Below are 20,769 nucleotides of genomic sequence, written 5' to 3'. Positions count from 1 at the left end.
CGCGATGAGCCTCCCGTCCCGTCCGGCTTCGTCCCAACCGGCCCCGTTGCGCCTTGCGCTGTTCGACTGCGACGGCACGCTGGTCGACAGCCAGTTCGCCATCATCGACGCCATGACCGCCGCCTGGGCCGAACATGGGCTGGGCGAACCCGACCCGATGGAGGTCCGGCGCATGGTCGGCCTGTCGCTGGTTGAGGCGGTGGCCCTGCTGCAACCGTCGCTCGCCCCCGCCGACCATGTGGCGGTGGCGGAGAGCTACAAGCGCGCCTTCGCCGCCAGCCGCAGCCGGGGCGAGGTCGACGAGCCGCTGTTCCCCGGCATCCTCGACACGCTGGCGGCGCTGGAGGAGGCCGGTGTGCTGCTCGGCGTGGCGACCGGCAAGTCGCGGCGCGGGCTGGACGCGGTGCTGAAGGGGCATGGGCTGACCGGCCGCTTCGTCACCCTGCAGACCGCCGACGTCGGGCCGGGCAAGCCCAACCCGCACATGGTCCAGCGCGCGCTGGCGGAAACCGGCGTCGCGGAGGCGGGGACGGTTGTGATCGGCGACACCACCTACGACATCCAGATGGCCCGCAACGCGCGGGTGGCCTCGGTCGGCGTTTCCTGGGGGTACCACGCGGTGCCGGAGCTGGAGCGGGCCGGTGCCGACCGCATCGTCCACCGCGGGCGCGAGGTCGCCGACGCGGTGCTGGAATTGCTGGAAAGGTAAGCGATGAAGCGTTTCTACAAGGCCGCGGGCGTCGGCGAAACGGACGGCGGCTTCCAGGTCGAGCTGGACGGCCGTCCGGTGCGCAGCCCGGCCAAGGCGCCGCTGGTCTTCTCCAGCCGGACGCTGGCCCAGGGCGTGGCCGACGAATGGAATGCGCAGGACGACCGGATCGATCCCCATTCGATGCCGCTGATGCAGTTCTCCAGCACCGCGGTCGACCTGATCCCGGCCAAGCGGGCGGAGATCGTCGAGGCGGTCAGCGCCTACGCCGGCACCGACCTGCTGTGCTACCGCGCCGACCATCCCCAGCCGCTGGTCGACCGACAGGCCCGGCTGTGGCAGCCGTTGCTGGACTGGGCGGCGCTGCAGTACGACGCGCCGCTGACCGTCTGTGTCGGGCTGATGCCGAAGCCGCAGCCGGACGAGGCGCTGGTCGCGCTGCGCCGTGTGGTGGAGGCGACCGACGACTGGTACCTGTCGGCCTTGCAGACCGCGACGGGGGTGTGCGGCTCGATCATCGTCGCGCTGGCCCTGCTGGAAGGCCGGCTGAGCGCCGAGGAGGCGTTCGAGGTCTCGCAACTGGACGAAACCTACCAGATCGAGCAATGGGGCGAAGACGCCGAGGCGACCAAGCGCCGCCGGAACGTACGCGCCGAGATCGACGCCTGCCGGCGCTTCGTGGATTTGCTGCGCGGGTGATCGGGGCGGGGCGCACCCCTCTTGCGCCCCTCTCCCCTTGTGGGGAGAAGGGCACCCTCGGCCAAACGTGGCTGCCCCAGGCTCGAATGCAATGACACCGGGACGGGGGCGCCGTGAAGCGCCCCCGGAACCGTCCGCGTGTTACTTCGCGGGGGTGCTCCCCGAACCCGTGGTCGGCGCGGCGCCCGGCGCCACCGGTTCGGTGGTGGTGGACGACTTCCGGTGCTTGTTCAGCGACGTCATGGTGTCGTCGTACTTGAACTCCGGCATCGACTTCACGTCGTCGCGGCTCATGCCGGCGAGGTTCAGGCGGTTGTTCTGGGCGTCCCAGTTGGCGGCGGTGTAGTCGACCGCGACCTGCTTCTCGCCGATGCCGAGGAAGCCGCCGGAGCTGATGACCAACTGCTTGGCCTTGCCGGTGCCGTCGAGGATGACGTCCTCGACCTCGCCGATCTTGTTGTTGTCGCGGCCGTAGACGTTCTTGCCGATCAGTTCGTCGGCGCTGGCCATCTGGCCGCCGGTGGGGCTGCCGGCCTTGCTGTCCGGCATCGCCGTGTTGGACATGGTGGAGGTCGAGGACGACGGGTTGCCCACGGTCGGCGACGTGGTCTGCGCGACGGCGGCGCCGGACAGCAAGGCCAGCGTGGCGGCGGTGGCGATCAGGGTGCGACGCATGGGGTGGCTCCTTTGTCGTTGTGTCGAAAGACAACAGGAACAACACCCGTGACGCCCTTTTGATCTCACCTTCCGGGAATTCTTTCGGTGAAGGACTACCCCGACGTGGTGGGATCCCAGTCCGGAGCCCGTGGCGCGACCGCCACCGGGCCGGCCAGCAGCGTCAGCTTGTTCTCCATCGCGCGCTGGAAATCCTCCAGGCGCAGCAGCGCCAGCGCGGCGCCGTCGCGGCCGCTGCGGATCTCGCCGGCCTCCTTGCCCTCCACCGTCACCGGCGTCCCGGCGTCGGGCGCCGGCCCCAGGAATGTCACAGGGAACAGCTTCTTCTTGATCAGGGCGCGGTACTTGGTGCGGGCGGTCAGTTCCTGCCCCATGTAACAGCCCTTGTCCCAGGAGATCGCGTTCAGCGCGTCCATCCGGTTTTCCAGCGGGATCGACTTTTCCGGGATCAGGTCGCGGCTGCCGTCCGGCACGCCGAGGCCGAGCCGCAGCCGGTCCCAGTCGGCGGCGTCGCGCGGCGTCAGCCCGGCCGCCTCCAGCGCCGCGATGCCGTCGGCGGGCAGGAACAGGCGGGCGCCGAGTCCGGGCAGGCGCGGGTCGGTGAAGGCGACACCGCCGCCGAAGGGCCGGGCGGCCCCCGCTTCGGCCGGCAGGCCCAGCGCCGCCAGCGCGCCCTCGCCGAAGGCGACGACGACGTGAAGCCGCTCAGCGCGGTCCTCCAGCGCGATCCTGGAGCGCAGCTTGTACATCTTCAGCCGGCGCAGCAGGTCGGCCCGCCGGTCGGTCTCGGGGTCGAGCAGCAGGACGGCGTCCGAATCGTTGCCTGACTCAACCATGGTGAAGTCGTGCAGGAACTTGCCCTGCGGCGTCAGGAACAGCCCATAGCCGGCGCGGTCGGCCGCGACGCGCAGCACGTCGTTGGACACCAGCCCCTGCAGGAAGGCCTTGCGGTCCTCGCCCGCCACCGCCACCACGCTCCGCTGGTCCAGCACCGCGTATTCCGCCGCCATTCTCGCCTCCGCCTCGTCCTGTTCTTCGAAAGTGTTGGGCGGATCGGCCCGGCTGGCAAGGGCCTGCTGCGCTGCGGTGGTCTGCGTTGCGGGGGGTGTCGGCCGGGCCTGATGACCAAAACGGCAAACGCATTCCGGTTAGGCAGAGGATCGGCTGTTGACGGGCGGTGGCTACGGCGGATTACTCTGTTGGTAGCGGTGGCACGGCTTTGGCAATGCCATGAAGGTTTGACCTTTTTCCGGATTGCTCCTCCTTGCATTCGCACGCCGAGACCCCCCCCCTGGAGGCCGCGCTTCCCCGACTGGAGTTGCGCGGCATCACCAAGCGATTCCCCGGCTGCCTCGCCAACGACCATGTCGATCTCGTCCTTCAGCCGGGCGAGATCCACGCGCTGCTGGGCGAGAACGGCGCCGGCAAGTCGACCCTGGTCAAGATGATCTACGGGGTGCTGCACCCCGACGGCGGCACGCTGCTGTGGCAGGGGCGCGAGACGGTGGTGCCGGACCCCGCCGGCGCCCGTCGGCTGGGCATCGGCATGGTGTTCCAGCATTTCTCGCTGTTCGACACGCTGACGGTGACCGAGAACATCGCGCTGGGCCTGGACAACGCCGGCCCGATGGATGCGCTGGCGACGCGCATCCGCACGGTGTCGGAACGCTACGGGCTGGCGCTCGACCCCGACCGCCACGTCTTCCACCTGTCGGTGGGCGAGCGGCAGCGGGTGGAGATCGTGCGCTGCCTGTTGCAGGACCCCAAGCTGCTGATCATGGACGAGCCGACCTCGGTCCTGACCCCGCAGGAGGCGACGAAGCTGTTCGAAACCCTGCGCCGGCTGGCGGCGGAGGGCTGCACCATCCTCTACATCTCGCACAAGCTGGAGGAGATCCGCGCGCTGTGCAGCCGGGCCACCGTGCTGCGGGCCGGCAAGGTGGTGGGGGCCTGCGACCCGCGGCAGGAAACCGCGCGCGGTCTGGCCGAGATGATGATGGGCGCCGAGCTGGCGATGCCGGAACGGCCGCCGCAGATCGAATCGGGGAAGGCGCGGCTGACGGTGCGCCACCTGTCCACGACCTCCGACAACCCGTTCGCCACCAACCTGAAGGACGTGTCGTTCGAGGTGCGGGCGGGCGAGATCCTGGGCATCGCCGGCGTCGCCGGCAACGGCCAGGCCGAGCTGATGGCGGCGCTGAGCGGCGAGGTGCTGGTCGCCGACGCCAACTCCGTCGTCATCGAAGGGGTGGCGGCCGGGCTGCTGGGGCCGCGGGCGCGGCGCGCGCTCGGCCTCGCCTTCGTGCCGGAGGAGCGGCTGGGCCGCGGCGCCGTGCCGGAACTCAGCCTGTCGGAGAACGCGCTGCTGTCGGGCTACGCCCGTGAACCGCTGGTGCGCGGCGGCATGGTCCATTTCGGCCGCGCCCGCGCCTACGCCGAGACGATCATCAAGGGCTTCAACGTCGTCGCCCACGGCCACCGGGCGGAGGCGCGGTCGCTGTCGGGCGGCAACCTGCAGAAATTCATCATCGGCCGCGAGATCCTGCAACGACCCCAACTGCTGGTCGTCGGCCAGCCGACCTGGGGCGTCGACGCCGGGGCGGCGGCGGCGATCCACAAGGCGCTGATCGCGCTGGCCCGCTCGGGCGCCGCGGTGCTGGTCATCAGCCAGGACCTCGACGAGCTGTTCGTGCTGAGCGACCGCATCTCCGTGCTGTTCCACGGCCGCCTGTCCGACAGCCGGCCGACGCACGAGACCACGGTGGAACGCATCGGCTTGCTGATGGGCGGCCTGTTCAGCACGCCGCCGGACGAAGACGGGGAGATTGTGCGTGCGGTGTGACATCGTTCTTCCCCTCTCCCCCCTGGGGAGAGGGCAGGGTGAGGGGGATGCACCCGCCGGACGTCGTCGGCTGCGCCGACCCCCCTCATCCCAACCTTCTCCCCAGGGGGGAGAAGGGGTGTATGGAGACGCCGCATGAGCCTCCTCCGTCTCGAACCGCGCGGGCAGGCGTCGAAGACCATGGTCTACGCCACGCCGCTGCTGGCGGTGGCGCTGACCCTGCTCAGCGGCTTCATCCTGTTCCTGGCCATGGGATTCGACCCGCTGAAGGCGCTCCACGCCTTCTTCATCGCGCCGATCACCACCCAGCGCGGCATCGGCGAGCTGATCGTCAAGGCGACGCCGCTGGTGCTGTGCGCCGTCGGGCTGGCCATTGGCTTCCGCGCCAACGTCTGGAACATCGGCGCCGAAGGGCAGCTGACCATGGGCGCCATCACCGGCGGCGGGCTGGCGCTGGCCTTCTACGGCGACGGCGGCTGGTGGCTGCTGCCGCTGATGGTGATCGGCGGGGCGATCGGCGGCGCGGCCTGGGCGGCGGTGCCGGCGTGGCTGCGGCTGCGCTTCAACGCCAGCGAGATCCTGACCAGCCTGATGCTGAACTACGTCGCGCTGCTGCTGCTGAACTATCTGGTCCATGGGCCGTTCCGCGACCCCGACGGCTTCGCCTTTCCCGAATCGCGGCTGTTCGAGTCGGACGCGGTCATGCCGATCCTGTGGGCCGGCACCCGCGTCCATCTCGGCGGGCTGTTCGCGCTGCTGGCGGTGGCCGGCGGCTGGCTGCTGATCGCGCGGACCTTCGTCGGCTTCCAGATCAAGGTCATCGGCCTGACCCCGGCCGCCGCCGGCTACGCCGGCTTCGACCAGAAGCGCATCGTCTGGCTGGCGCTGCTGCTGTCGGGCGCGCTGGCCGGCATCGCCGGTATGGGCGAGGTCGCCGGCCCGATCGGCCAGATCACCCCCAGCATCTCGCCCGGCTACGGCTACACCGCGATCATCGTCGCCTTCCTCGGCCGGCTGCACCCGGTCGGCATCCTGCTGGCGGCGCTGCTGATGGCGCTGTCCTTCATCGGCGGCGAGGCGGCGCAGATCGCCATGGGCCTGCCCAAGGCCATCACCGGAGTGTTCCAGGGCATGCTGCTGTTCTTCCTGCTGGCGAGCGACGTGCTGATCCGCTACCGGATCCGCTTCGGGGCGCGGAGGGTGGTGGCATGAGCGATTTCGCCGTGGTCGGCTCGATCCTCGCCGCCATGTTCGCGGCGGCGACGCCGCTGCTGTTCGCCGCGCTCGGCGAACTGGTGGTGGAAAAGTCGGGCGTCCTCAACCTGGGGGTGGAGGGCATGATGCTGGTCGGCGCCGTCTGCGGCTTTGCCGTGACGGTCCAGACCGGCAGCGCCACCGCCGGCTTCGTCGTGGCGGCGCTGGCCGGGGCGGCGACCGGGTCGCTGTTCGCCGTGCTGACCCTGTTCCTGCTGGCCAACCAGGTGGCAACCGGGCTGGCGCTGACGCTGTTCGGCGTCGGGCTGTCGGCGCTGATCGGCCAGGGCTTCGTCGGCATCCCGCTGGAAGGGCTGCCCAAGCTGAACATCCCCGGCCTGAGCGACCTGCCGGTGGTGGGGCAGGCGCTGTTCGGCCAGGACGTCATGGTCTATCTGGCGATCGCCGCGGTGCCGCTGGTCCATCTGTTCCTCTACCGCAGCCGCGCCGGGCTGGTCCTGCGCGCGGTGGGCGAGAACCACACCGCGGCCCACGCGCTGGGCTACAAGGTGCTGCGCATCCGCTTCCTGGCGGTGATGTTCGGCGGCGCCATGGCCGGGTTGGGCGGCGCCTTCCTGTCGATGGACTACACGCCGATGTGGGCGGAGAACATGACCTCGGGCCGCGGCTGGATCGCGCTGGCGCTGGTCGTCTTCGCCACCTGGAAGCCGGTGCGCGTCATGCTGGGCGCCTGGCTGTTCGGCGGCGTCACCATCCTGCAACTGCACGTGCAGGGCATGGGAATCGACGTGCCGTCGCAGCTCTTGTCGATGCTGCCGTATCTGGCTACCGTCTTGGTCCTGGTGATGATCTCGCGGGACGTCGCCCGCATCCGCCTGAACGCGCCGGCCTGTCTGGGAAAACTGTTTCATCCCGATGCTTGACGCGTCGTTCTGAAACCGAAACAAACCCTCCTATCAAAAGACACCGAAGAGCAAGGAGTTCCGCCGTGAACAGAAGGACGATGGGCAAGACGCTGCTGGGTCTGGCCGGCGCCGCCGCGGTCGCGCTGAGCGTGGGAGCCGGTCCGGCCCACGCCCAGGACAAGCTGAAGGTCGGCTTCGTCTATGTCGGCCCGATCAGCGACCACGGCTACAGCTACCAGCACGACCAGGGCCGTCTGGCCGTCGAGAAGGCGCTGGGCGACAAGGTCACCACCACCTTCGTCGAGAATGTGCCGGAAGGCGCCGACGCCGAGCGCGTGATCGAGCAGCTGGCGGCCAGCGGCCACAAGCTGATCTTCACCACCTCCTTCGGTTTCATGAACCCGACGCTGAAGGTGGCCAAGCGCCACCCCGAGGTGAAGTTCGAGCACGCCACCGGCTACAAGCGCGCCGAGAACGTCGCCACCTATTCGGGCCGCTTCTACGAGGCGCGTACCGTGGTCGGCGCCATCGCCGGCAAGATGACCAAGTCGAACATCATCGGCTACATCGGCTCCTACCCGATTCCCGAGGTGGTCAGCGGCATCAACGCCTTCACCATCGCGCTGCGCGAGCAGAACCCGAAGGCCGAGGTCCGCGTCGTCTGGGTCAACAGCTGGTACGACCCCGGCAAGGAAGCCGAGGCCGCCAAGGCTCTGGCCGACCAGGGTGCCGACATTATCGTCCAGCACACCGACAGCCCGGCCCCGATCCAGACCGCGCAGGAGCGTGGGCTGTGGTCGGTCGGCCAGTCGTCGGACATGACCCGCTTCGGTCCGAAGTCGCACCTGACCGCGATCGTCGAGGACTGGAACGGCTATTACGTCGACCGCGTCAAGGCGGTGCTGGACGGCAGCTGGAAGCCGATCGACACCTGGGGCGGCATGAGCACCGGCATGGTCGAACTGGCGCCCTACAACCCGGCGATCCCGGCGGACGTCATCAAGCTGGCCGACCAGATCAAGGCCGACATCATCTCCGGCAAGCGCCACTCCTTCCAGGGCCCGGTCAAGGACCAGGCCGGCAAGGTGGTGATTCCGGAAGGCAAGACCGCCACCGACGAACAGATCCTGAAGATGGACTGGTACGTCGAGGGCGTGCAGGGCAAGGTTCCGAAGTAAGGACCGCCGGGTGGGCGGGCCGGGGAGTGTCTCCGGCCCGACCCGCGCCACGGCGCTGTGGTGGAGGTGGGCGATGGATGGCAGCAGCCTTTACGACCGCGACTTCTACGCCTGGGCGAACGAACAGGCGGCCCTCCTGCGGGCCGGCAAGCTCGATGCGGCCGACATCGAGCATATCGCCGAGGAGATCGAGAGCATGGGCAAGACCGAGAAGCGGGAGTTGGTCAGCCGGCTTCGTGTGCTCCTTCATCATCTGCTGAAGTGGGAGCATCAACCGTCGCGGCGTGGGAATTCCTGGCGCTTGTCCATTGCCAACGCGCGCGACGAACTCGACACCCATCTGCGCGACAATCCGAGCCTGAAATCCAGGCTGGGGGAGGCCGTTGCCGACGCCTACCGTTTGGCGCGACGCGACGCCGCCGCCGAAACCGGATTCGACGAGGCTGCATTTCCCGCCCAGTGCCCCTGGAGCTTCGCCGAAATGATGAGCGAGTCGTTCTGGCCCGACGCCTGAACGCCGTCCGTGCCTACAGATACTCGGCGAGCAGGCGCAGGAAGGGGCGGGCCTCCTGCAGGACCAGGATGGTCTGATGGAACAGATCCTCGGGCGAGGCGTGGTGTTCCAAGGTGATTTCCGAGAACAGGATGATCTTCTGGCCGCCCTGGACGATGAAGCGGACGTTCGGCAGCCCCTCGATCCCGCGCAGCACCGCCAGCAGGGCGCGGCGGCGTTCCGGTGCCTGCGCCGTGTAGGGCACATGGCCGAGGTCGGCCCAGATCTGGCAGACCGACCCGTCGCCCTCGTGCCGGACGGCGATGTTGAAGGGCAGGCCGTCGGCCATGAAGGTCAGCTTGCACGGCTTCGGCGGCTTGGCGATGCCCAGCACGCCTTCCGGCGTCATCACGATCGAATCGGGTGTGATCGGAAGGGCGCCGTCCGGAACCACGGCCAGCGATTGAATGGTGTTCAGATCGGGAACGGACAAGGCGGTGCGCTCGGCTTCAGGGACGACGGACGGTCAGCATGGCCCTTCGCTGCTAAAATTCTGTAAAGGCTCGGAACGGCCGTCTAGAATGGCTGTTCGCATTCGGCAGAAAAAGCAAAGAAAGCAGGCGATGTCCGCCATCGATACCGTCGTCGTCCCCATCCACCGTGCCGGCTGGCCCTTCATCGCCGGATTCGCCGTGGTCTCCCTGATCCTTGGTCTGGCCGTCTGGACGCCGCTCGGCTGGCTCGGGCTGGTGCTGACCCTGTGGTGCGCCTACTTCTTCCGCGATCCCGACCGGGTGACGCCGACCCGGCCCGGCCTGCTGGTCAGCCCGGCCGACGGGCGCGTCACCATGATCGTCCCGGCGGTGCCGCCGAAGGAACTGGGCATGGGCGAGCAGCCGCTGACCCGGATCAGCGTGTTCCTCAACGTCTTCAACGTCCACGTCAACCGCGTGCCGGCGGACGGCACCATCCTGGCGGCGGAATACCACAAGGGGACCTTCGTCAACGCCGCCCTGGACAAGGCCAGCGACGAGAATGAGCGCATGGCCTTCCGCCAGCGCCTGCCCGACGGGCGCGAGATCGCCTATGTCCAGATCGCCGGGCTGGTGGCGCGCCGCATCCTGTGGTGGACCAAGGCGGGGCAGGAGGTGAAGGCGGGCGAGCGCTTCGGCCTGATCCGCTTCGGCAGCCGCACCGACATCTACCTGCCCGACGGCGTCGCCCCGCTGGTGTGCGTCGGCCAGACCGCCATCGGCGGCGAGACGATCCTCGCCGACCTGAACGGGGCCGAGCCGCAGCGGCAGGGGGATGTGCGGCGATGAAGCGCCCGCCCGTTTTCCGGCAGCCGATCTTCCGTCCGGGCAAGGTCCGCCGCCCGCGCCGTCCGCACCCGCGGCTGAAGGGGTTGTCGATCAACCACCTGCTGCCGAACGTGCTGACGGTGCTGGCGCTGTGCTCCGGACTGACGGCGATCCGGTTCGCCATGCTGGGGCGGTGGGAGCCGGCGGTGATCGCGATCCTCATCGCCGCCATCCTCGACGCGCTGGACGGTCGCATCGCCCGGCTGCTGAACGGGCAGAGCAAGTTCGGGGCGGAACTGGACAGCCTGTCCGACGCCATCAGCTTCGGCGTCGCCCCGGCCTTCATGATGTATCTGTGGGGGTTGAACGGCGCGGGCAGCGTGGGCTGGATCGCCGCCATGGCCTATGCGGTGTGCTGCGCGCTGCGGCTGGCCCGCTTCAACTCGCGACTCGGCGTGGTCGACCTGCCGCCCTGGGCCTACAACTACTTCACCGGGGTGCCGGCGCCGGCCGGGGCCGGGCTTGTGCTGCTGCCGATGATCCTGGGCTTCGAGGTCGGGCCGCAGCTCACCGGCCACGCGGTGCTGATCGTGCCGTGGACCTTCCTGGTCGGCGGGCTGATGGTCAGCACGCTGCCGACCTTCTCCTTCAAGGGCGCCCGGGTGCCGGCCCATTGGGTGGTGCCGGCGCTGGCCGGAGTCGGCCTGCTCGCCGCGATGCTCGTCAGCCTGCCCTGGTGGACGCTGTCGCTGGTGGAGATCGCCTATCTCATCACCCTGCCGTTCTCGGTTGCGCAGTTCCGCAAGCTGCAACGCGCCGCGGAACTGATGCGCACCGAGATCGTCGAACCCCAGCCGGGGAACGAGGCGGTGGCCGGCGGCGTCCCGGTCGACGGCGCCCCGAAGTCGAACTGAACGGCGACGGCCGGACCTTTACTCCGCCGCGACCAGCTCCCGCTCCGCCGGCTCGGCGAGCGGCGCGGTCGCGGCGAGTTCCGTCACGGTGACGGCGGCCACCATCGGGATTTGCCCCAGGCAGCGCCCGATGTGGTCGGTTTCGCCCTGGGCAAGGTCGGCGACCTCCAGGACGATGGCCAGCGCGTCGCCGGTCCGGCGGCTGTGCAGCGCCAGCGGCACCAGCCCACGCTTGGCCACCAGCTCCAGCACGCGGGGCAGGGTGCCCGGGTCGGCGTCGGCAACCAGGGAAAAGGAAACCCGGCGGCCGGGCGCGGTGGCGCGCGCGTCCGATGCGGAGGCGGCGACGGTCTTCACGGTGTTGGGCATGACGTGATCAGGCTTTCAAACGGTTCTGCGGAATGGACGAGCGAAATCCCCGGCTCTCAAAGGAGAACCGGGCCGCTAATTCGCAGAATGCCGTTGAGCCCGTGCGTGATCATGGGCTCAAGCCTACGGTCTGTCGGGCGGGGCGTCAACCCGCCTGTAACCCGCGCCGGGCACAGCGGCTTCGCGGCGCTGCGGCGCAAAAGGACGAGCCGGCGCCGTTCGGGGGGTGCCGAAATCGTGCGCTCTTCCCATCCTGGCGGCCGGCGGTCACCTTCGCGCCGGGCAGGAACAAAGCCCGGCGATTCCCGTTCCGGTCTGCGCTCGCCCATCGCGGCGGGATCGGCAAACAGGGAGAAGGCCATGCTCGGCACGATTTTGCTCATCATCCTTATTCTGCTGCTGCTCGGTGCCGTTCCGGCGTGGCCGCACAGCCGCAGCTGGGGCTATGGTCCCAGCGGCATCATGGGCGTGCTGCTGATCGTCGTGATCGTGCTGCTGCTGATGGGCCGGATCTAGTCCGCCCGGTTCCCGCGGCCCGCCGGGGGCGCAGGGCATGCGCTGCGGGGCCGGCGGAGCGCGAACATCAGCCATCCGACCGGCCCCAGCATCAGCACCATCACCAGCCAGCCGGCGCGCGGCCCGAAGGGGCAGCGCGAACCGGCCGGCGGTCGCCAGCCGCCGCCGCGCCGCGACAGCGCGACATGCAGCAGCGGCAGCCCATACAGGGCGAACAGGATGAGCCAGGGGGCCAGGGCGGAAAGGGTGTCGTCCATCCCCGCAGGATAGCATCCCATCGCCCGGCTTTGCGACCGAACGTCGCGCCCTGCGGTGGCTCCGTTGCACTGCACACAGGGTCCCGCCGGTTGAAGGGGCCGATCCCTTCGGCTAGGGTTTTGGACGAGTTCGTCCGAAGGGCCCGGCCATGGCACTGGAAATCGAGCGGCGCTTCCTCGTGCGCAAGGATATCCGGCACCTGTATCGGGACGGTGTCCGCATCCTCCAGGGCTATCTGCCGAACGACGGCAGCGACACGGTCCGGGTCCGCATCGCGGCCGGCCGCGCCACCCTCACCATCAAGACGCGGAAACAGGGTGCCAGCCGCGAAGAGGTGGAGCACCCCCTGTCGATCGACGTCGCCCAGACGCTTTTGCGCCACGTCTGCGCCGGACGGGTGATCGAGAAGACCCGCTACCGTCATTGCCAGGACGGTCTGTGCTGGGAAATCGACGTGTTCCACGGCGCAAACGCCGGGCTGGTCATCGCCGAGGTCGAATTGGACGACCCCGACCAGACGGTGCCGCTGCCCGACTGGATCGGCGCCGAGGTCACCACGCTGCGGGCCTACGGCAACTCGGCCCTGTCGCGCGCGCCGATCCGCGGCTGGTCGGCGGCGGCGTAGAGCCGGCGGGGCCGCGGCGGCCGAAGCCGCCGCTTTTCCTCCCCCCTCAGGCGGTCCGCACCTTGTCCAGGAATCCCTGCACCTCGCCGCGCAGGCGGTCGGCCTGACCGGCCAGGGTGCGGCTGGCATCCAGCACGGCGTCGGCGGCGCCGCCGGTCTTGGTCGCGGCGCTGGTCACCTCGGCGATGTTGCGCATGACCTGCTGGGTGCCTTCGGCCGCCTGCTGGACGTTGTGCGCGATCTCGCGGGTGGCGCTGCCCTGCTGCTCCATCTCCTGGGCGATCTCGGTCACGGTGCCGCTGATGCTGGTCACCGCGTCGGAAATGGTGCGGATCGCCTCGACCGCGCTGGTGGTGGCGGTCTGCATCTCGGCGACCTGGGTCGAGATCTCCTCGGTCGCCTTGGCGGTCTGGCCGGCGAGGTTCTTCACCTCGGTCGCCACCACGGCGAAGCCTTTTCCGGCCTCTCCGGCGCGCGCCGCCTCGATGGTGGCGTTCAGCGCCAGCAGGTTGGTCTGCTCGGCGATCTCGCCGATCAGGCCAACGACCTGACCGATCCGTTCGGCGGCGTGCGACAGCCCCTCGACGATGCTGTTGGTCTGCACCGCCTTGTGGGCGGCGCCCGACGCGGTGGCCGAGCTGTTGTTGAGCTGCCGCGAGATCTCGGCGATGGAGGCCGACAGCTCTTCCGCCGCGGCGGCGACGGTCTGCACGTTGGCGGTCGCCTGCTGCGAGGCGGTGGCGACGGCGGTCGACTTGGCGGTGGTCAGCGCGGCGTCGGACGACATCTCCTGCGCGTCGCGGCCGAGCGAGTTGGCCGACTCGGTCAGCGAGGTCACCACGCCCGACACCGCCTGTTCGAAGCCGTTGGCGAACTCGTTCATGGTGCGGCGGCGGTCGGCGTCGATCTGGACGCGCATCTCCTCCCGCTCGCGCTCCATCCGGCGCATCTCCAGGGCGTTGTCCTTGAAGATGGTCATCGCCTCGGCCATGTTGCGCAGCTCGTCCTTGCGGTCGCCGCCGGGGATGTCGATCGACAGGTCGCCTTCGGCCAGCCGGCTCATGGCGCCGGTCATCGCGTGCAGCGGGTGGGTGATGGCGCGGTCGATGATCCAGGCCATCAGCGCGCCCAGCAGCAGGGCGACGGCCGCGCCGACGGCGATCACCATGCCGGCGCTGGCGCGGCCCGCTTCGCGGTCTTCGCGCTGCAGGGTGACCAGCCGGCCGATCTGGTCGCTGACTGACGTCGCCGCCTGACCCATCGCGGTGGAGGCGTCGTGCTGCCGGGCGACGGCGGCGGACAGGGCGCCGAATTCGGAATCGAAGGCGCGGGCGGCGTCGGTGATCGCGGCGATCAGCTTGCGGCCGTCCTGGTCGACCAGCACCGCCCCGGCTTTGTCGGCGAGGTCCGTCGTGTCCTTCATCGCGCCGGCGACCGCGGCCTGGGCCTCCGGCGAGCCGGTCAGCAGGAAGTCGCGCTGGCCCAGCATGGCGGCCTGGGCGCTCTGCACCAGCCGCATCGCCAGCCCGCGCAGCATCACCGCCTCCGTCACCTCGCTCTGGGCGAATTTGGAGGCCTCGCGCAGGGCGTCGGTCACCATCGCCTGATTCTGCTGAAGCTCGACCGCGCGGTCCTGAACGCCGCGCGCGGCGTTGTCGAGCGCGGTTTCGGTGGCGTCGGTCATGGCGGTCACGCCGGCGGCCCGCATCGCCTGGAAGGCGTCGTGGTAGGCGTGGGCGTCGGCGGCGATGCGGCCGGCCAGATCCTCGTCGTTGGTGCCCAGCAGGTCCTTGGCGACGGTGTCGGTGGTTTGCACCAGCTCGTCCAGCGCGGTCGCGATCTGGTCGGCCAGGGCGGGGGCGCCGCTGCGCCGCAGTTCGCTCTGCTGCCGGCGGGCCTCCAGCACCCGTTCGATCACACGGTTGGCGCGCTCGGCCGTCTCGACGCTGTGGCGGAGTTCGGCGTCGGCGTCCTTCTGGCTGGCCATGTTCAGGTCGTAGCGCTCCGATTGCTGGGCGCCAATTTTCTCGGCAATCTCGCGCAGGGCGCGGGCGCGGGTTTCCATGCCGGCGGTGCGGGCGTGCGCCTCGGCGTCCTGGGCGACGAAATTCGCGAAGGCGGAGCGGTAGCCGGCGATGCCCGACTGGATTTCCCCCACCAGCCGCACGCCCTCGCCATCGGTCAGGGCGGCGCGGATGTCCTGCGCCTTGGCGTTCAGGGTGTCGAGCATGCCGGGAACGCTGGCCGCGGCCTTGGGATCGCGTTCGGTGACGAAGCGTGCCTCTTCCAGCCGGACCGATTTCAGCCGGGCGTCCAGTTCGGCGGTGTGCGCCGCGAGGTCGACACGCTCGGCGTAGGTGCTCAGGCTGTTCCAGCCGACGAATGCCACGGCAACCGTCAGAAGCAGCACGGTGGCGAAACCGAGCGCGATCCGTGTTCCGATCGTCATGGATGACTCCCCGATGACGTCGCCTTGCTGGCGGCGTTCCACTCCCTATGATGAGCGTGATTGAACCACGGGTGGGTTAACATCCGGTTTGATTCAGGTCATGCGCCCTTCATTTTCAGAAACGGTCGGGCATCCAGGCTGGTGCGCCGCAAAATATGCGCTGCAACCGGTCGATCATCTTTTCTTCACCATGAAGCAATCCGGCGCGCCACAAGGCGCGAGCGCTTGCGTGTCCGGTGAACAGACTGGCGAAGGCGTTGACTCCGATCTGGACGGGTGGCTCGGCGACTTGCGCGGATTTGTAGATGCTGACGCGAGACCGGGCAACCTCAAGGTGGTATATCCCGCAATTGTCGAAAATTAATGGATCATTCAGCTCAAAAGTAGCGGAAGCGTCCAGGCCCGCCGGATAGCCGCGGCATTTCAGCGCCCTTGGCACGTCCAGCAGGCGCACCAGCCACTCCTCCCTCCCGTCCAGCATGACGCTGCCGTCGCCCGCCAGCAGCGCCAGCGGGTCGTCGGGGCCACCGCGCCACGTCACCCGGTCGACCTGGGCCCGGTACCCCGCCAGCAGGCGCGCCACCGCCCGCAGCGATCCCGGCGTCGACAGGGCCTGATCGGCCACGGCAAGCCGGCGGTCCTTCAGCGCGGAGACGACCGGCGGCGTGAAGGCGAAATAGCCGCCGGCCCCGCGGTACAGCTCGGCCGGTTCGCCGTCGGGACAGAGGGCGAGCGTCCACAGCGCTTCCGTCCGTTCCGGCAGGCCGTTGGCCTCGACCAGCAGCGGGAGGCGGAGCGCCGCCAGCGGTGCCGCGTCGAGCGGGTCGGCCGGACGGAGATCGTCGTCGGGCGAGCCGTCCAGCGCCGGCTCGATGCCGGAGAAGGCGGCGGGCGGCGCGCTCCATTGGCAGGTGACGCCGCCGCGGCCATAGCCGAGTTTCCGGTAGAAGGGCAGGGTGGCGGGGCAGAGCACCGACAGCGCCGCCCCGGCCCGCCGCCCCTCGTCCAGCACCGCGCGCATCAGCGCCGAACCGTGCCCGGCGCCTCGCAGCGCCGGATCGACGGCGACCATGGCGATCGCCTGCACCGGGACCGGGCGGCCGCCGAACCACTGGTTCATCGTCCACTGCGCCGCGCAGGCGGCAAGGGTGGAGCCACGGCCGGCCGGGATACGCAGCCGTCGGACACTGTCCGTTCCGAACAGCGCGGCATAGCGTTCGAACAGCTCGCCCGACAGGCCGAAGCCCAGCCGGGCCAAGCGGGCGATGGCGCCCAACTCGTCGGGATCGGCGGGACCGCAGTCAGGCGGCGGAGGGATGGGGTGGGGCGGGACGGTCGCCTCCGGTCATTCGGCGGCGGGCGGAACGGCGGCGACGCGGGTCGGGATCAGGGCGGCGAGGATGCGCGACTGTTCGTCCAGACGGCCTTCCATCCGGCTGATGCGCTCGCCCTGGCCGTGGATGCTGTTCTGCACGGCGTCGAGTCGCTTGTCCATGCCGTCAAGGCGTTTGTCCATTCCGTCCAGGCGCAGTTCGACCTTATCAAGACGCTGCTCCACGCGGTCGAGGCGTTGCTCGACCCGATCGAACTTTCCGTCGAAATGAGTCTTGAGGTCCAGGATCGCGCTCAGAACTTCGGCATTGCTCGACATGCACGCCTCCGCAGGGATGATAGCGCAACAGCGCGGGCGGCGACAAGGTAAGCGGGCGGCGGCATCACCCGGAAGACTGATCACTCAGGCGTGTGCATTTGCCGCGCCGCTCAACCGTGCCGCCGCCCACCCGGCCGCGTCGCGCACCACCTCGCTGGGGTCGTCGCGCAGCGCCTCGGCCACCGGGCGCAAGGCGGGGTCGCCGCTGTTGCCGATGGCGATCAACACGTTGCGGACGAAGCGGTCGCGACCGACGCGCTTGATCGGGGAGCCGCTGAACACCTGCCGGAAGCCGGCATCGTCCAGTTGCGCCAGATCGGCCAGCCGCGGCGCCGTCAGCTCGGCGCGCGGCAGGAAGGCGGGCTCGCGCGTCGCCTGGGCGAACTTGTTCCACGGGCAGGCGGCCAGACAATCGTCGCAGCCATAGATGCGGTTGCCCATCAGCGGCTTGAGGTCGTCGGGGATCGGCCCCTTGTGCTCGATCGTCAGGTAGCTGATGCAGCGCCGGGCGTCGAGCTGGTAGGGCGCCGGGAAGGCGGCGGTCGGGCAGGCGGCCTGACAGCGGTCGCAGGACCCGCAGCGGTCGCGCCCCGGCGGGTCGGGCGGCAGGTCCAGCGTCGTGTAGATCTCGCCCAGGAACAGCCAGGAGCCATGGTCGCGCGACACCAGATTGGTGTGCTTGCCCTGCCAGCCCAGCCCGGCCTGCGCCGCCAGCGGCTTTTCCATCACCGGCGCGGTGTCGACGAACACCTTCACCCCCGCCTTGGTCTGGTGGGCCAGCCATTGCGCCAGCGTCTTCAGCCGGCCCTTGACCAGGTCGTGATAGTCGCGGTTGCGGGCGTAGACCGAGACGATGCCGCGGTCGGGATGCTCCAGCAGCCGGCGCGGGTCGTCGTGCGGGGCGTAGCTGGTGCCGAGCGCGATGACGGTGCGCGCCTCGTCCCACAGCGACTGGGGATGGCTGCGCTGGTCGCTGCGCTCGGCCATCCAGCCCATGTCGCCGTGGCGGCCCTCGGCGACGAAGCGGGCGAGACGCTCGCGCGCCTCCGATCCCAGCGCGGCGGGGGCGAAGCCCACCGCGTCGAAGCCGGCCGCCAGCGCGCGGTCGCGGATGGAGTCCCGCAGCCGCGCCGGATCGGACGGGACGGTGGCGGGCTTAGCCGCGGCCACGGTAGGTCGGAACGTCCTGCGGCGGGATCCACACGCCCTTCGGCGGCTCGCCGGTCTGGAAGAAGACGTCGATCGGAATGCCGCCGCGCGGGTACCAGTAACCGCCGATGCGCAGCCACACCGGCGACAGCTCGGCGACCAGACGCTTGCCGATGCCGACCGTGCAGGCCTCGTGGAAGGCGCCGTGGTTGCGGAAGCTGGTCAGGAACAGCTTCAGCGACTTCGACTCCACCAGCCAGTCGCCCGGCACATAGTCGATCATCAGGTGGGCGAAGTCCGGCTGGCCGGTGATCGGGCAGAGCGACGTGAACTCGGGCGCGGTGAAGCGCACGCAGTAGAGATCGCCGGGGTTCGGGTTCGGCACCCGCTCCAGCACCGCCTCGTCCGGCGTCTTGGGCTGGACGGTGGAGCCGCCGAGCTGGGTCAGGCCGGCGTAGATGTTCTCAGTCATCGGTCTTTTCCTCTGCCACCGGTTCCGCCTTGGGAGCATCATCGCTTTTGTCCGCCTTCGGCGGACGGCCCTGCTTCGGCGGCTTGCCGGGCTTTGCGATGGGGTCCACGGTCGCCTCGATGTCGCCTTCGGTCAGCCGGGCCTCCATGGCGCCGGCGACCTGCTCGAAGGTCCCGTCGGCGATGGCCTGCCGCATCTCCCGCATCAGGTCCTGGTAGTAGTGCAGGTTGTGCCAGGTCAGCAGCATCGGCCCCAGCATCTCGTCCGCCTTGAACAGATGATGCAGATAGCCCCGGCTGTAGCTGCGGCAAGCGGGGCAGCCGCATTCGGCGTCGAGCGGGCGCTCGTCATGGGCATGACGGGCGTTGCGGATGTTGATGGTGCCGCGGCGGACGAAGGCCTGTCCGGTGCGGCCCGAGCGGGTCGGCATCACGCAGTCGAACATGTCGACGCCGCGCCGCACCGCGCCGATCAGGTCGCTCGGCCGGCCGACGCCCATCAGGTAGCGCGGGCGGTCCTTGACCATCAGCGGCTCGGTGAAGTCCAGCACGGTGAACATCGTCTCCTGGCCCTCGCCGACCGCCAGCCCGCCGATGGCGTAGCCGTCGAAGCCGATGTCGGTCAGGGCGGCGACGCTCTCCGCCCGCTGGTCCGGATAGACGCTGCCCTGGACGATGCCGAACAGGCCGTAGCCGGGCCGCTCGACGAAGGCGTCCTTGCTGTGCCGCGCCCAGCGCATCGACAGGCGCATCGAGGATTCGGCCTGCGCTTCCGTGGCCGGGAAGGGCGTGCACTCGTCCAGGCACATGGTGATGTTGCTGTCCAGCAGGTGCTGGATCTGGATCGAGCGTTCCGGCGTCAGGTGGTGGAGGCTGCCGTCCAGGTGCGATTTGAAGGTGACGCCTTCCTCCGACATGGTGCGCAGGTCGGACAGGCTCATCACCTGGAAGCCGCCGCTGTCGGTCAGGATCGGCTTGTTCCAGTTCATGAAGCGGTGCAGGCCGCCCAACTGGGCCACCCGCTCCGCCGTCGGGCGCAGCATCAGGTGGTAGGTGTTGCCGAGCAGGATTTCCGCACCGGTGGCGGCGACCGCGTCGGTGGTCATCGCCTTGACCGTCGCCGCGGTGCCGACCGGCATGAAGGCCGGCGTCTCGATGGTACCGTGGGCAGTGGTCACGCGGCCGCGCCGCGCCCGTCCGTCGGTCGCCAGAAGGTCAAAGCCGATGCCGGTCATGATGGGTCCGTCCTGTGCAGCAGCGAGGCGTCGCCGTAGCTGAAGAAGCGATAGTTCTGGTCGATGGCGTGGGCGTAGGCCGCCCGCATCCGGTCATAGCCGGCGAAGGCGCAGACCAGCATGAACAGCGTCGATTTCGGCAGGTGGAAGTTGGTCCACAGCAGGTCGACGATGCGGAAACGGTAGCCGGGGGTGATGAAGATGTCGGTGTCGCCGCTGAAGGGGACCAACGTGCCGTCCTCGCGCCCCGCCGTCTCCAGGATGCGCAGCGCCGTGGTGCCGACCGAGACGATCCGGCCGCCGGCCGCCCGCGTCTCGTTCACCGCGGTGGCGGTCTCCGCGGAGATCTCGCCCCACTCGCTGTGCATCTTGTGCTCGGCGATGTCGTCGACCTTCACCGGCAGGAAGGTGCCGGCGCCGACATGCAGGGTGACCGGCGCACGGCGCACCCCACGCGCGTCGAGCGCCGCCAGCAGGTCCGGCGTAAAGTGCAGCCCGGCGGTGGGGGCGGCGACGGCGCCCTCGCGCGCGGCGAAGACGGTCTGGTAATCGGCGTCGTCGCCCGCGTCCGATTTGCGGCGGATGTAGGGCGGCAGCGGCATCCGGCCATGGCGGTGCAGCGCTTCCATCAGCTCCGCCCCGCCGGCGGAGAAGCGCAACCGCACCTCCATGCCATCCTTGGCGGTGACCTCGGCGCTGAAATCATCCGCGATGACGATGGTGTCGCCGGGCTTCAGCCGCTTGCCGGGCTTGGAGAAGGTCGCCCATTCCCGTTCGCCCAAACGCTTGTGCAGCGTGATCTCGACCGCGACCTCGCCGCGCCGGCCGTCGAGGCGGGCGGGAATGACGCGCGTGTCGTTGACGACCATCAGGTCGCCCGGCTGCAACAGGGCGGGCAGGTCGCGGACGACGCGGTCGTGCAGCCGCTGGCCCACCTCCAGCAGGCGGGCGGCGTCACGCGGCCGGACGGGATGCTCGGCGATCCGGTCGGGCGGCAGGTCGAAGTCGAAATCGGCGGTCTTCATGGAGGGGGGAGCTATAGACTGAACGGTGGGCGGATGGGAAGAGTTTGGGCTGAGCGAAGCTGCCATGCCCCCTCCCTAACCCTCCCCCGC

23 protein-coding genes and 1 pseudogene are annotated in these 20,769 nt (G+C 69.6%); 11 read left to right on the top strand and 13 right to left on the bottom strand.

Translation table 11 applies throughout. The features are described from left to right. Window positions 1–4: 4 nt before the first annotated feature. Both TSO352_RS26015 and TSO352_RS26010 read left to right on the top strand, forming a co-directional pair. A complete protein-coding gene (locus tag TSO352_RS26015) occupies window positions 5–709 on the top strand; it encodes an HAD-IA family hydrolase (protein WP_109110013.1) in 705 nt (234 codons plus the stop codon). Between the two features lie 3 nt (window positions 710–712). After that, the gene (locus tag TSO352_RS26010) at window positions 713–1,408 is read left to right on the top strand and encodes an ATP12 family protein (RefSeq protein ID WP_109110012.1); all 696 of its coding nucleotides are present in this window, start codon (window positions 713–715) and stop codon (window positions 1,406–1,408) included. 141 nt (window positions 1,409–1,549) lie between these two features. Here TSO352_RS26010 and TSO352_RS26005 read toward each other — a convergent pair whose 3' ends face one another. The 3 genes and pseudogenes from TSO352_RS26005 to TSO352_RS34310 all read right to left on the bottom strand — a co-directional run. Beyond that, window positions 1,550–2,083 carry a PRC-barrel domain-containing protein gene (locus TSO352_RS26005; protein WP_109110011.1) on the bottom strand — a complete coding sequence of 178 codons (534 nt, stop codon included), beginning with the start codon at window positions 2,081–2,083 and terminating at the stop codon, window positions 1,550–1,552. A gap of 95 nt (window positions 2,084–2,178) precedes the next feature. Next, window positions 2,179–2,574: a hypothetical protein gene (locus TSO352_RS34315; protein WP_282183908.1), complete on the bottom strand. Its 396-nt coding sequence runs from the start codon at window positions 2,572–2,574 to the stop codon at window positions 2,179–2,181. A 195-nt stretch (window positions 2,575–2,769) separates the two neighbouring features. Continuing rightward, window positions 2,770–3,120: pseudogene (locus TSO352_RS34310) on the bottom strand (folate-binding protein); the annotation flags it as partial. A 227-nt stretch (window positions 3,121–3,347) separates the two neighbouring features. Between TSO352_RS34310 and TSO352_RS25995 the strand changes: the two are divergent. The 5 genes from TSO352_RS25995 to TSO352_RS25975 all read left to right on the top strand — a co-directional run bounded on the left by TSO352_RS25995 (window position 3,348) and on the right by TSO352_RS25975 (window position 8,737). After that, window positions 3,348–4,925 (top strand): ABC transporter ATP-binding protein, encoded by a 1,578-nt coding sequence (locus tag TSO352_RS25995; protein WP_109110009.1) that lies wholly within the window; start codon window positions 3,348–3,350, stop codon window positions 4,923–4,925. A 135-nt stretch (window positions 4,926–5,060) separates the two neighbouring features. Then, entirely contained in the window at window positions 5,061–6,137 is a 1,077-nt protein-coding gene (locus TSO352_RS25990) for an ABC transporter permease (protein WP_109110008.1), read from the top strand. After that, window positions 6,134–7,063 carry an ABC transporter permease gene (locus tag TSO352_RS25985; RefSeq protein WP_109110007.1) on the top strand — a complete coding sequence of 310 codons (930 nt, stop codon included), beginning with the start codon at window positions 6,134–6,136 and terminating at the stop codon, window positions 7,061–7,063. The genes TSO352_RS25990 and TSO352_RS25985 overlap by 4 nt, the downstream gene beginning before the upstream one ends. An 80-nt stretch (window positions 7,064–7,143) precedes the next feature. After that, window positions 7,144–8,223, top strand: a complete 1,080-nt coding sequence (locus TSO352_RS25980; RefSeq protein WP_109110006.1) for a BMP family ABC transporter substrate-binding protein — start codon at window positions 7,144–7,146, stop codon at window positions 8,221–8,223. A 73-nt stretch (window positions 8,224–8,296) separates the two neighbouring features. Then, entirely contained in the window at window positions 8,297–8,737 is a 441-nt protein-coding gene (locus tag TSO352_RS25975; protein WP_109110005.1) for a DUF29 domain-containing protein, read from the top strand. Window positions 8,738–8,750: 13 nt separating this feature from the next. Here the strand turns inward: TSO352_RS25975 and TSO352_RS25970 are convergent, their stop codons facing one another. Next, entirely contained in the window at window positions 8,751–9,209 is a 459-nt protein-coding gene (locus TSO352_RS25970; protein ID WP_109110004.1) for a hypothetical protein, read from the bottom strand. A gap of 88 nt (window positions 9,210–9,297) precedes the next feature. Here TSO352_RS25970 and TSO352_RS25965 point away from each other — a divergent pair, with 88 nt between their 5' ends. Both TSO352_RS25965 and pssA read left to right on the top strand, forming a co-directional pair. After that, entirely contained in the window at window positions 9,298–10,038 is a 741-nt protein-coding gene (locus TSO352_RS25965; RefSeq protein ID WP_109110003.1) for a phosphatidylserine decarboxylase, read from the top strand. After that, window positions 10,035–10,931, top strand: a complete 897-nt coding sequence (gene pssA, locus TSO352_RS25960; protein WP_109110002.1) for a CDP-diacylglycerol--serine O-phosphatidyltransferase — start codon at window positions 10,035–10,037, stop codon at window positions 10,929–10,931. The genes TSO352_RS25965 and pssA overlap by 4 nt, the downstream gene beginning before the upstream one ends. Window positions 10,932–10,949: 18 nt before the next feature. On the opposite strand, the gene TSO352_RS25955 is transcribed toward pssA, so the two are convergent. Next, window positions 10,950–11,300 (bottom strand): hypothetical protein, encoded by a 351-nt coding sequence (locus TSO352_RS25955; RefSeq protein ID WP_109110001.1) that lies wholly within the window; start codon window positions 11,298–11,300, stop codon window positions 10,950–10,952. Between the two features lie 360 nt (window positions 11,301–11,660). Between TSO352_RS25955 and TSO352_RS25950 the strand changes: the two genes are divergently transcribed. After that, complete coding sequence (locus TSO352_RS25950; RefSeq protein WP_109110000.1) at window positions 11,661–11,816, top strand: DUF3309 family protein; 156 nt, start codon at window positions 11,661–11,663, stop codon at window positions 11,814–11,816. Here TSO352_RS25950 and TSO352_RS25945 read toward each other — a convergent pair. Continuing rightward, window positions 11,813–12,073: a hypothetical protein gene (locus TSO352_RS25945; RefSeq protein WP_109109999.1), complete on the bottom strand. Its 261-nt coding sequence runs from the start codon at window positions 12,071–12,073 to the stop codon at window positions 11,813–11,815. The genes TSO352_RS25950 and TSO352_RS25945 overlap by 4 nt on opposite strands. Window positions 12,074–12,222: 149 nt before the next feature. On the opposite strand from TSO352_RS25945, the gene TSO352_RS25940 reads away from it, so the two are divergent. Further along, window positions 12,223–12,699, top strand: a complete 477-nt coding sequence (locus TSO352_RS25940; RefSeq protein WP_109109998.1) for a CYTH domain-containing protein — start codon at window positions 12,223–12,225, stop codon at window positions 12,697–12,699. Window positions 12,700–12,745: 46 nt separating this feature from the next. Here TSO352_RS25940 and TSO352_RS25935 read toward each other — a convergent pair whose 3' ends face one another. From TSO352_RS25935 to queA, 7 genes are all read right to left on the bottom strand, one after another. Then, window positions 12,746–15,148, bottom strand: coding sequence for a HAMP domain-containing methyl-accepting chemotaxis protein (locus TSO352_RS25935; RefSeq protein WP_109110880.1), 2,403 nt, complete (start codon window positions 15,146–15,148; stop codon window positions 12,746–12,748). Between the two features lie 115 nt (window positions 15,149–15,263). Continuing rightward, entirely contained in the window at window positions 15,264–16,424 is a 1,161-nt protein-coding gene (locus tag TSO352_RS25930; RefSeq protein WP_247872439.1) for a GNAT family N-acetyltransferase, read from the bottom strand. A gap of 69 nt (window positions 16,425–16,493) precedes the next feature. Continuing rightward, on the bottom strand, window positions 16,494–16,799 hold the full coding sequence (locus TSO352_RS25925) for a hypothetical protein (protein WP_109109997.1): 306 nt from the start codon (window positions 16,797–16,799) through the stop codon (window positions 16,494–16,496). Between the two features lie 84 nt (window positions 16,800–16,883). Then, window positions 16,884–17,969, bottom strand: coding sequence for a tRNA epoxyqueuosine(34) reductase QueG (gene queG, locus TSO352_RS25920; RefSeq protein WP_109109996.1), 1,086 nt, complete (start codon window positions 17,967–17,969; stop codon window positions 16,884–16,886). Then, window positions 17,956–18,420 (bottom strand): preQ(1) synthase, encoded by a 465-nt coding sequence (gene queF, locus TSO352_RS25915; RefSeq protein WP_109109995.1) that lies wholly within the window; start codon window positions 18,418–18,420, stop codon window positions 17,956–17,958. The genes queG and queF overlap by 14 nt, the downstream gene beginning before the upstream one ends. Further along, window positions 18,413–19,654: a tRNA guanosine(34) transglycosylase Tgt gene (gene tgt / locus TSO352_RS25910; protein WP_109109994.1), complete on the bottom strand. Its 1,242-nt coding sequence runs from the start codon at window positions 19,652–19,654 to the stop codon at window positions 18,413–18,415. Before tgt ends, queF begins: the two co-directional genes overlap by 8 nt. Beyond that, on the bottom strand, window positions 19,651–20,679 hold the full coding sequence (gene queA / locus TSO352_RS25905; protein WP_109109993.1) for a tRNA preQ1(34) S-adenosylmethionine ribosyltransferase-isomerase QueA: 1,029 nt from the start codon (window positions 20,677–20,679) through the stop codon (window positions 19,651–19,653). Before queA ends, tgt begins: the two co-directional genes overlap by 4 nt. Window positions 20,680–20,769: the final 90 nt, after the last annotated feature.

The sequence above is a fragment of the Azospirillum sp. TSO35-2 genome (assembly GCF_003116095.1).
Classification (GTDB): Bacteria; Pseudomonadota; Alphaproteobacteria; order Azospirillales; family Azospirillaceae; genus Azospirillum.
The sequence above is the reverse complement of the archived record's forward strand: the minus strand, read 5'-3'. Positions and strand labels throughout refer to the sequence as shown.

Bases quoted from the DNA above. Each gene is read 5' to 3' on its own strand.
- TSO352_RS25965 (WP_109110003.1), top strand. From the start codon at position 9,298: ATGGCTGTTCGCATTCGGCAGAAAAAGCAAAGAAAGCAGGCGATGTCC.
- TSO352_RS25940 (WP_109109998.1), top strand. From the start codon at position 12,223: ATGGCACTGGAAATCGAGCGGCGCTTCCTCGTGCGCAAGGATATCCGG.
- pssA (WP_109110002.1), top strand. From the start codon at position 10,035: ATGAAGCGCCCGCCCGTTTTCCGGCAGCCGATCTTCCGTCCGGGCAAG.
- TSO352_RS25985 (WP_109110007.1), top strand. From the start codon at position 6,134: ATGAGCGATTTCGCCGTGGTCGGCTCGATCCTCGCCGCCATGTTCGCG.
- TSO352_RS25935 (WP_109110880.1), bottom strand. From the start codon at position 15,148: ATGACGATCGGAACACGGATCGCGCTCGGTTTCGCCACCGTGCTGCTT.
- queF (WP_109109995.1), bottom strand. From the start codon at position 18,420: ATGACTGAGAACATCTACGCCGGCCTGACCCAGCTCGGCGGCTCCACC.
- TSO352_RS25945 (WP_109109999.1), bottom strand. From the start codon at position 12,073: ATGGACGACACCCTTTCCGCCCTGGCCCCCTGGCTCATCCTGTTCGCC.
- TSO352_RS25950 (WP_109110000.1), top strand. From the start codon at position 11,661: ATGCTCGGCACGATTTTGCTCATCATCCTTATTCTGCTGCTGCTCGGT.
- TSO352_RS25975 (WP_109110005.1), top strand. From the start codon at position 8,297: ATGGATGGCAGCAGCCTTTACGACCGCGACTTCTACGCCTGGGCGAAC.
- TSO352_RS25955 (WP_109110001.1), bottom strand. From the start codon at position 11,300: ATGCCCAACACCGTGAAGACCGTCGCCGCCTCCGCATCGGACGCGCGC.
- TSO352_RS26015 (WP_109110013.1), top strand. From the start codon at position 5: ATGAGCCTCCCGTCCCGTCCGGCTTCGTCCCAACCGGCCCCGTTGCGC.
- tgt (WP_109109994.1), bottom strand. From the start codon at position 19,654: ATGACCGGCATCGGCTTTGACCTTCTGGCGACCGACGGACGGGCGCGG.
- TSO352_RS25990 (WP_109110008.1), top strand. From the start codon at position 5,061: ATGAGCCTCCTCCGTCTCGAACCGCGCGGGCAGGCGTCGAAGACCATG.
- TSO352_RS25925 (WP_109109997.1), bottom strand. From the start codon at position 16,799: ATGTCGAGCAATGCCGAAGTTCTGAGCGCGATCCTGGACCTCAAGACT.
- TSO352_RS26010 (WP_109110012.1), top strand. From the start codon at position 713: ATGAAGCGTTTCTACAAGGCCGCGGGCGTCGGCGAAACGGACGGCGGC.
- TSO352_RS26005 (WP_109110011.1), bottom strand. From the start codon at position 2,083: ATGCGTCGCACCCTGATCGCCACCGCCGCCACGCTGGCCTTGCTGTCC.
- queA (WP_109109993.1), bottom strand. From the start codon at position 20,679: ATGAAGACCGCCGATTTCGACTTCGACCTGCCGCCCGACCGGATCGCC.
- TSO352_RS25980 (WP_109110006.1), top strand. From the start codon at position 7,144: ATGGGCAAGACGCTGCTGGGTCTGGCCGGCGCCGCCGCGGTCGCGCTG.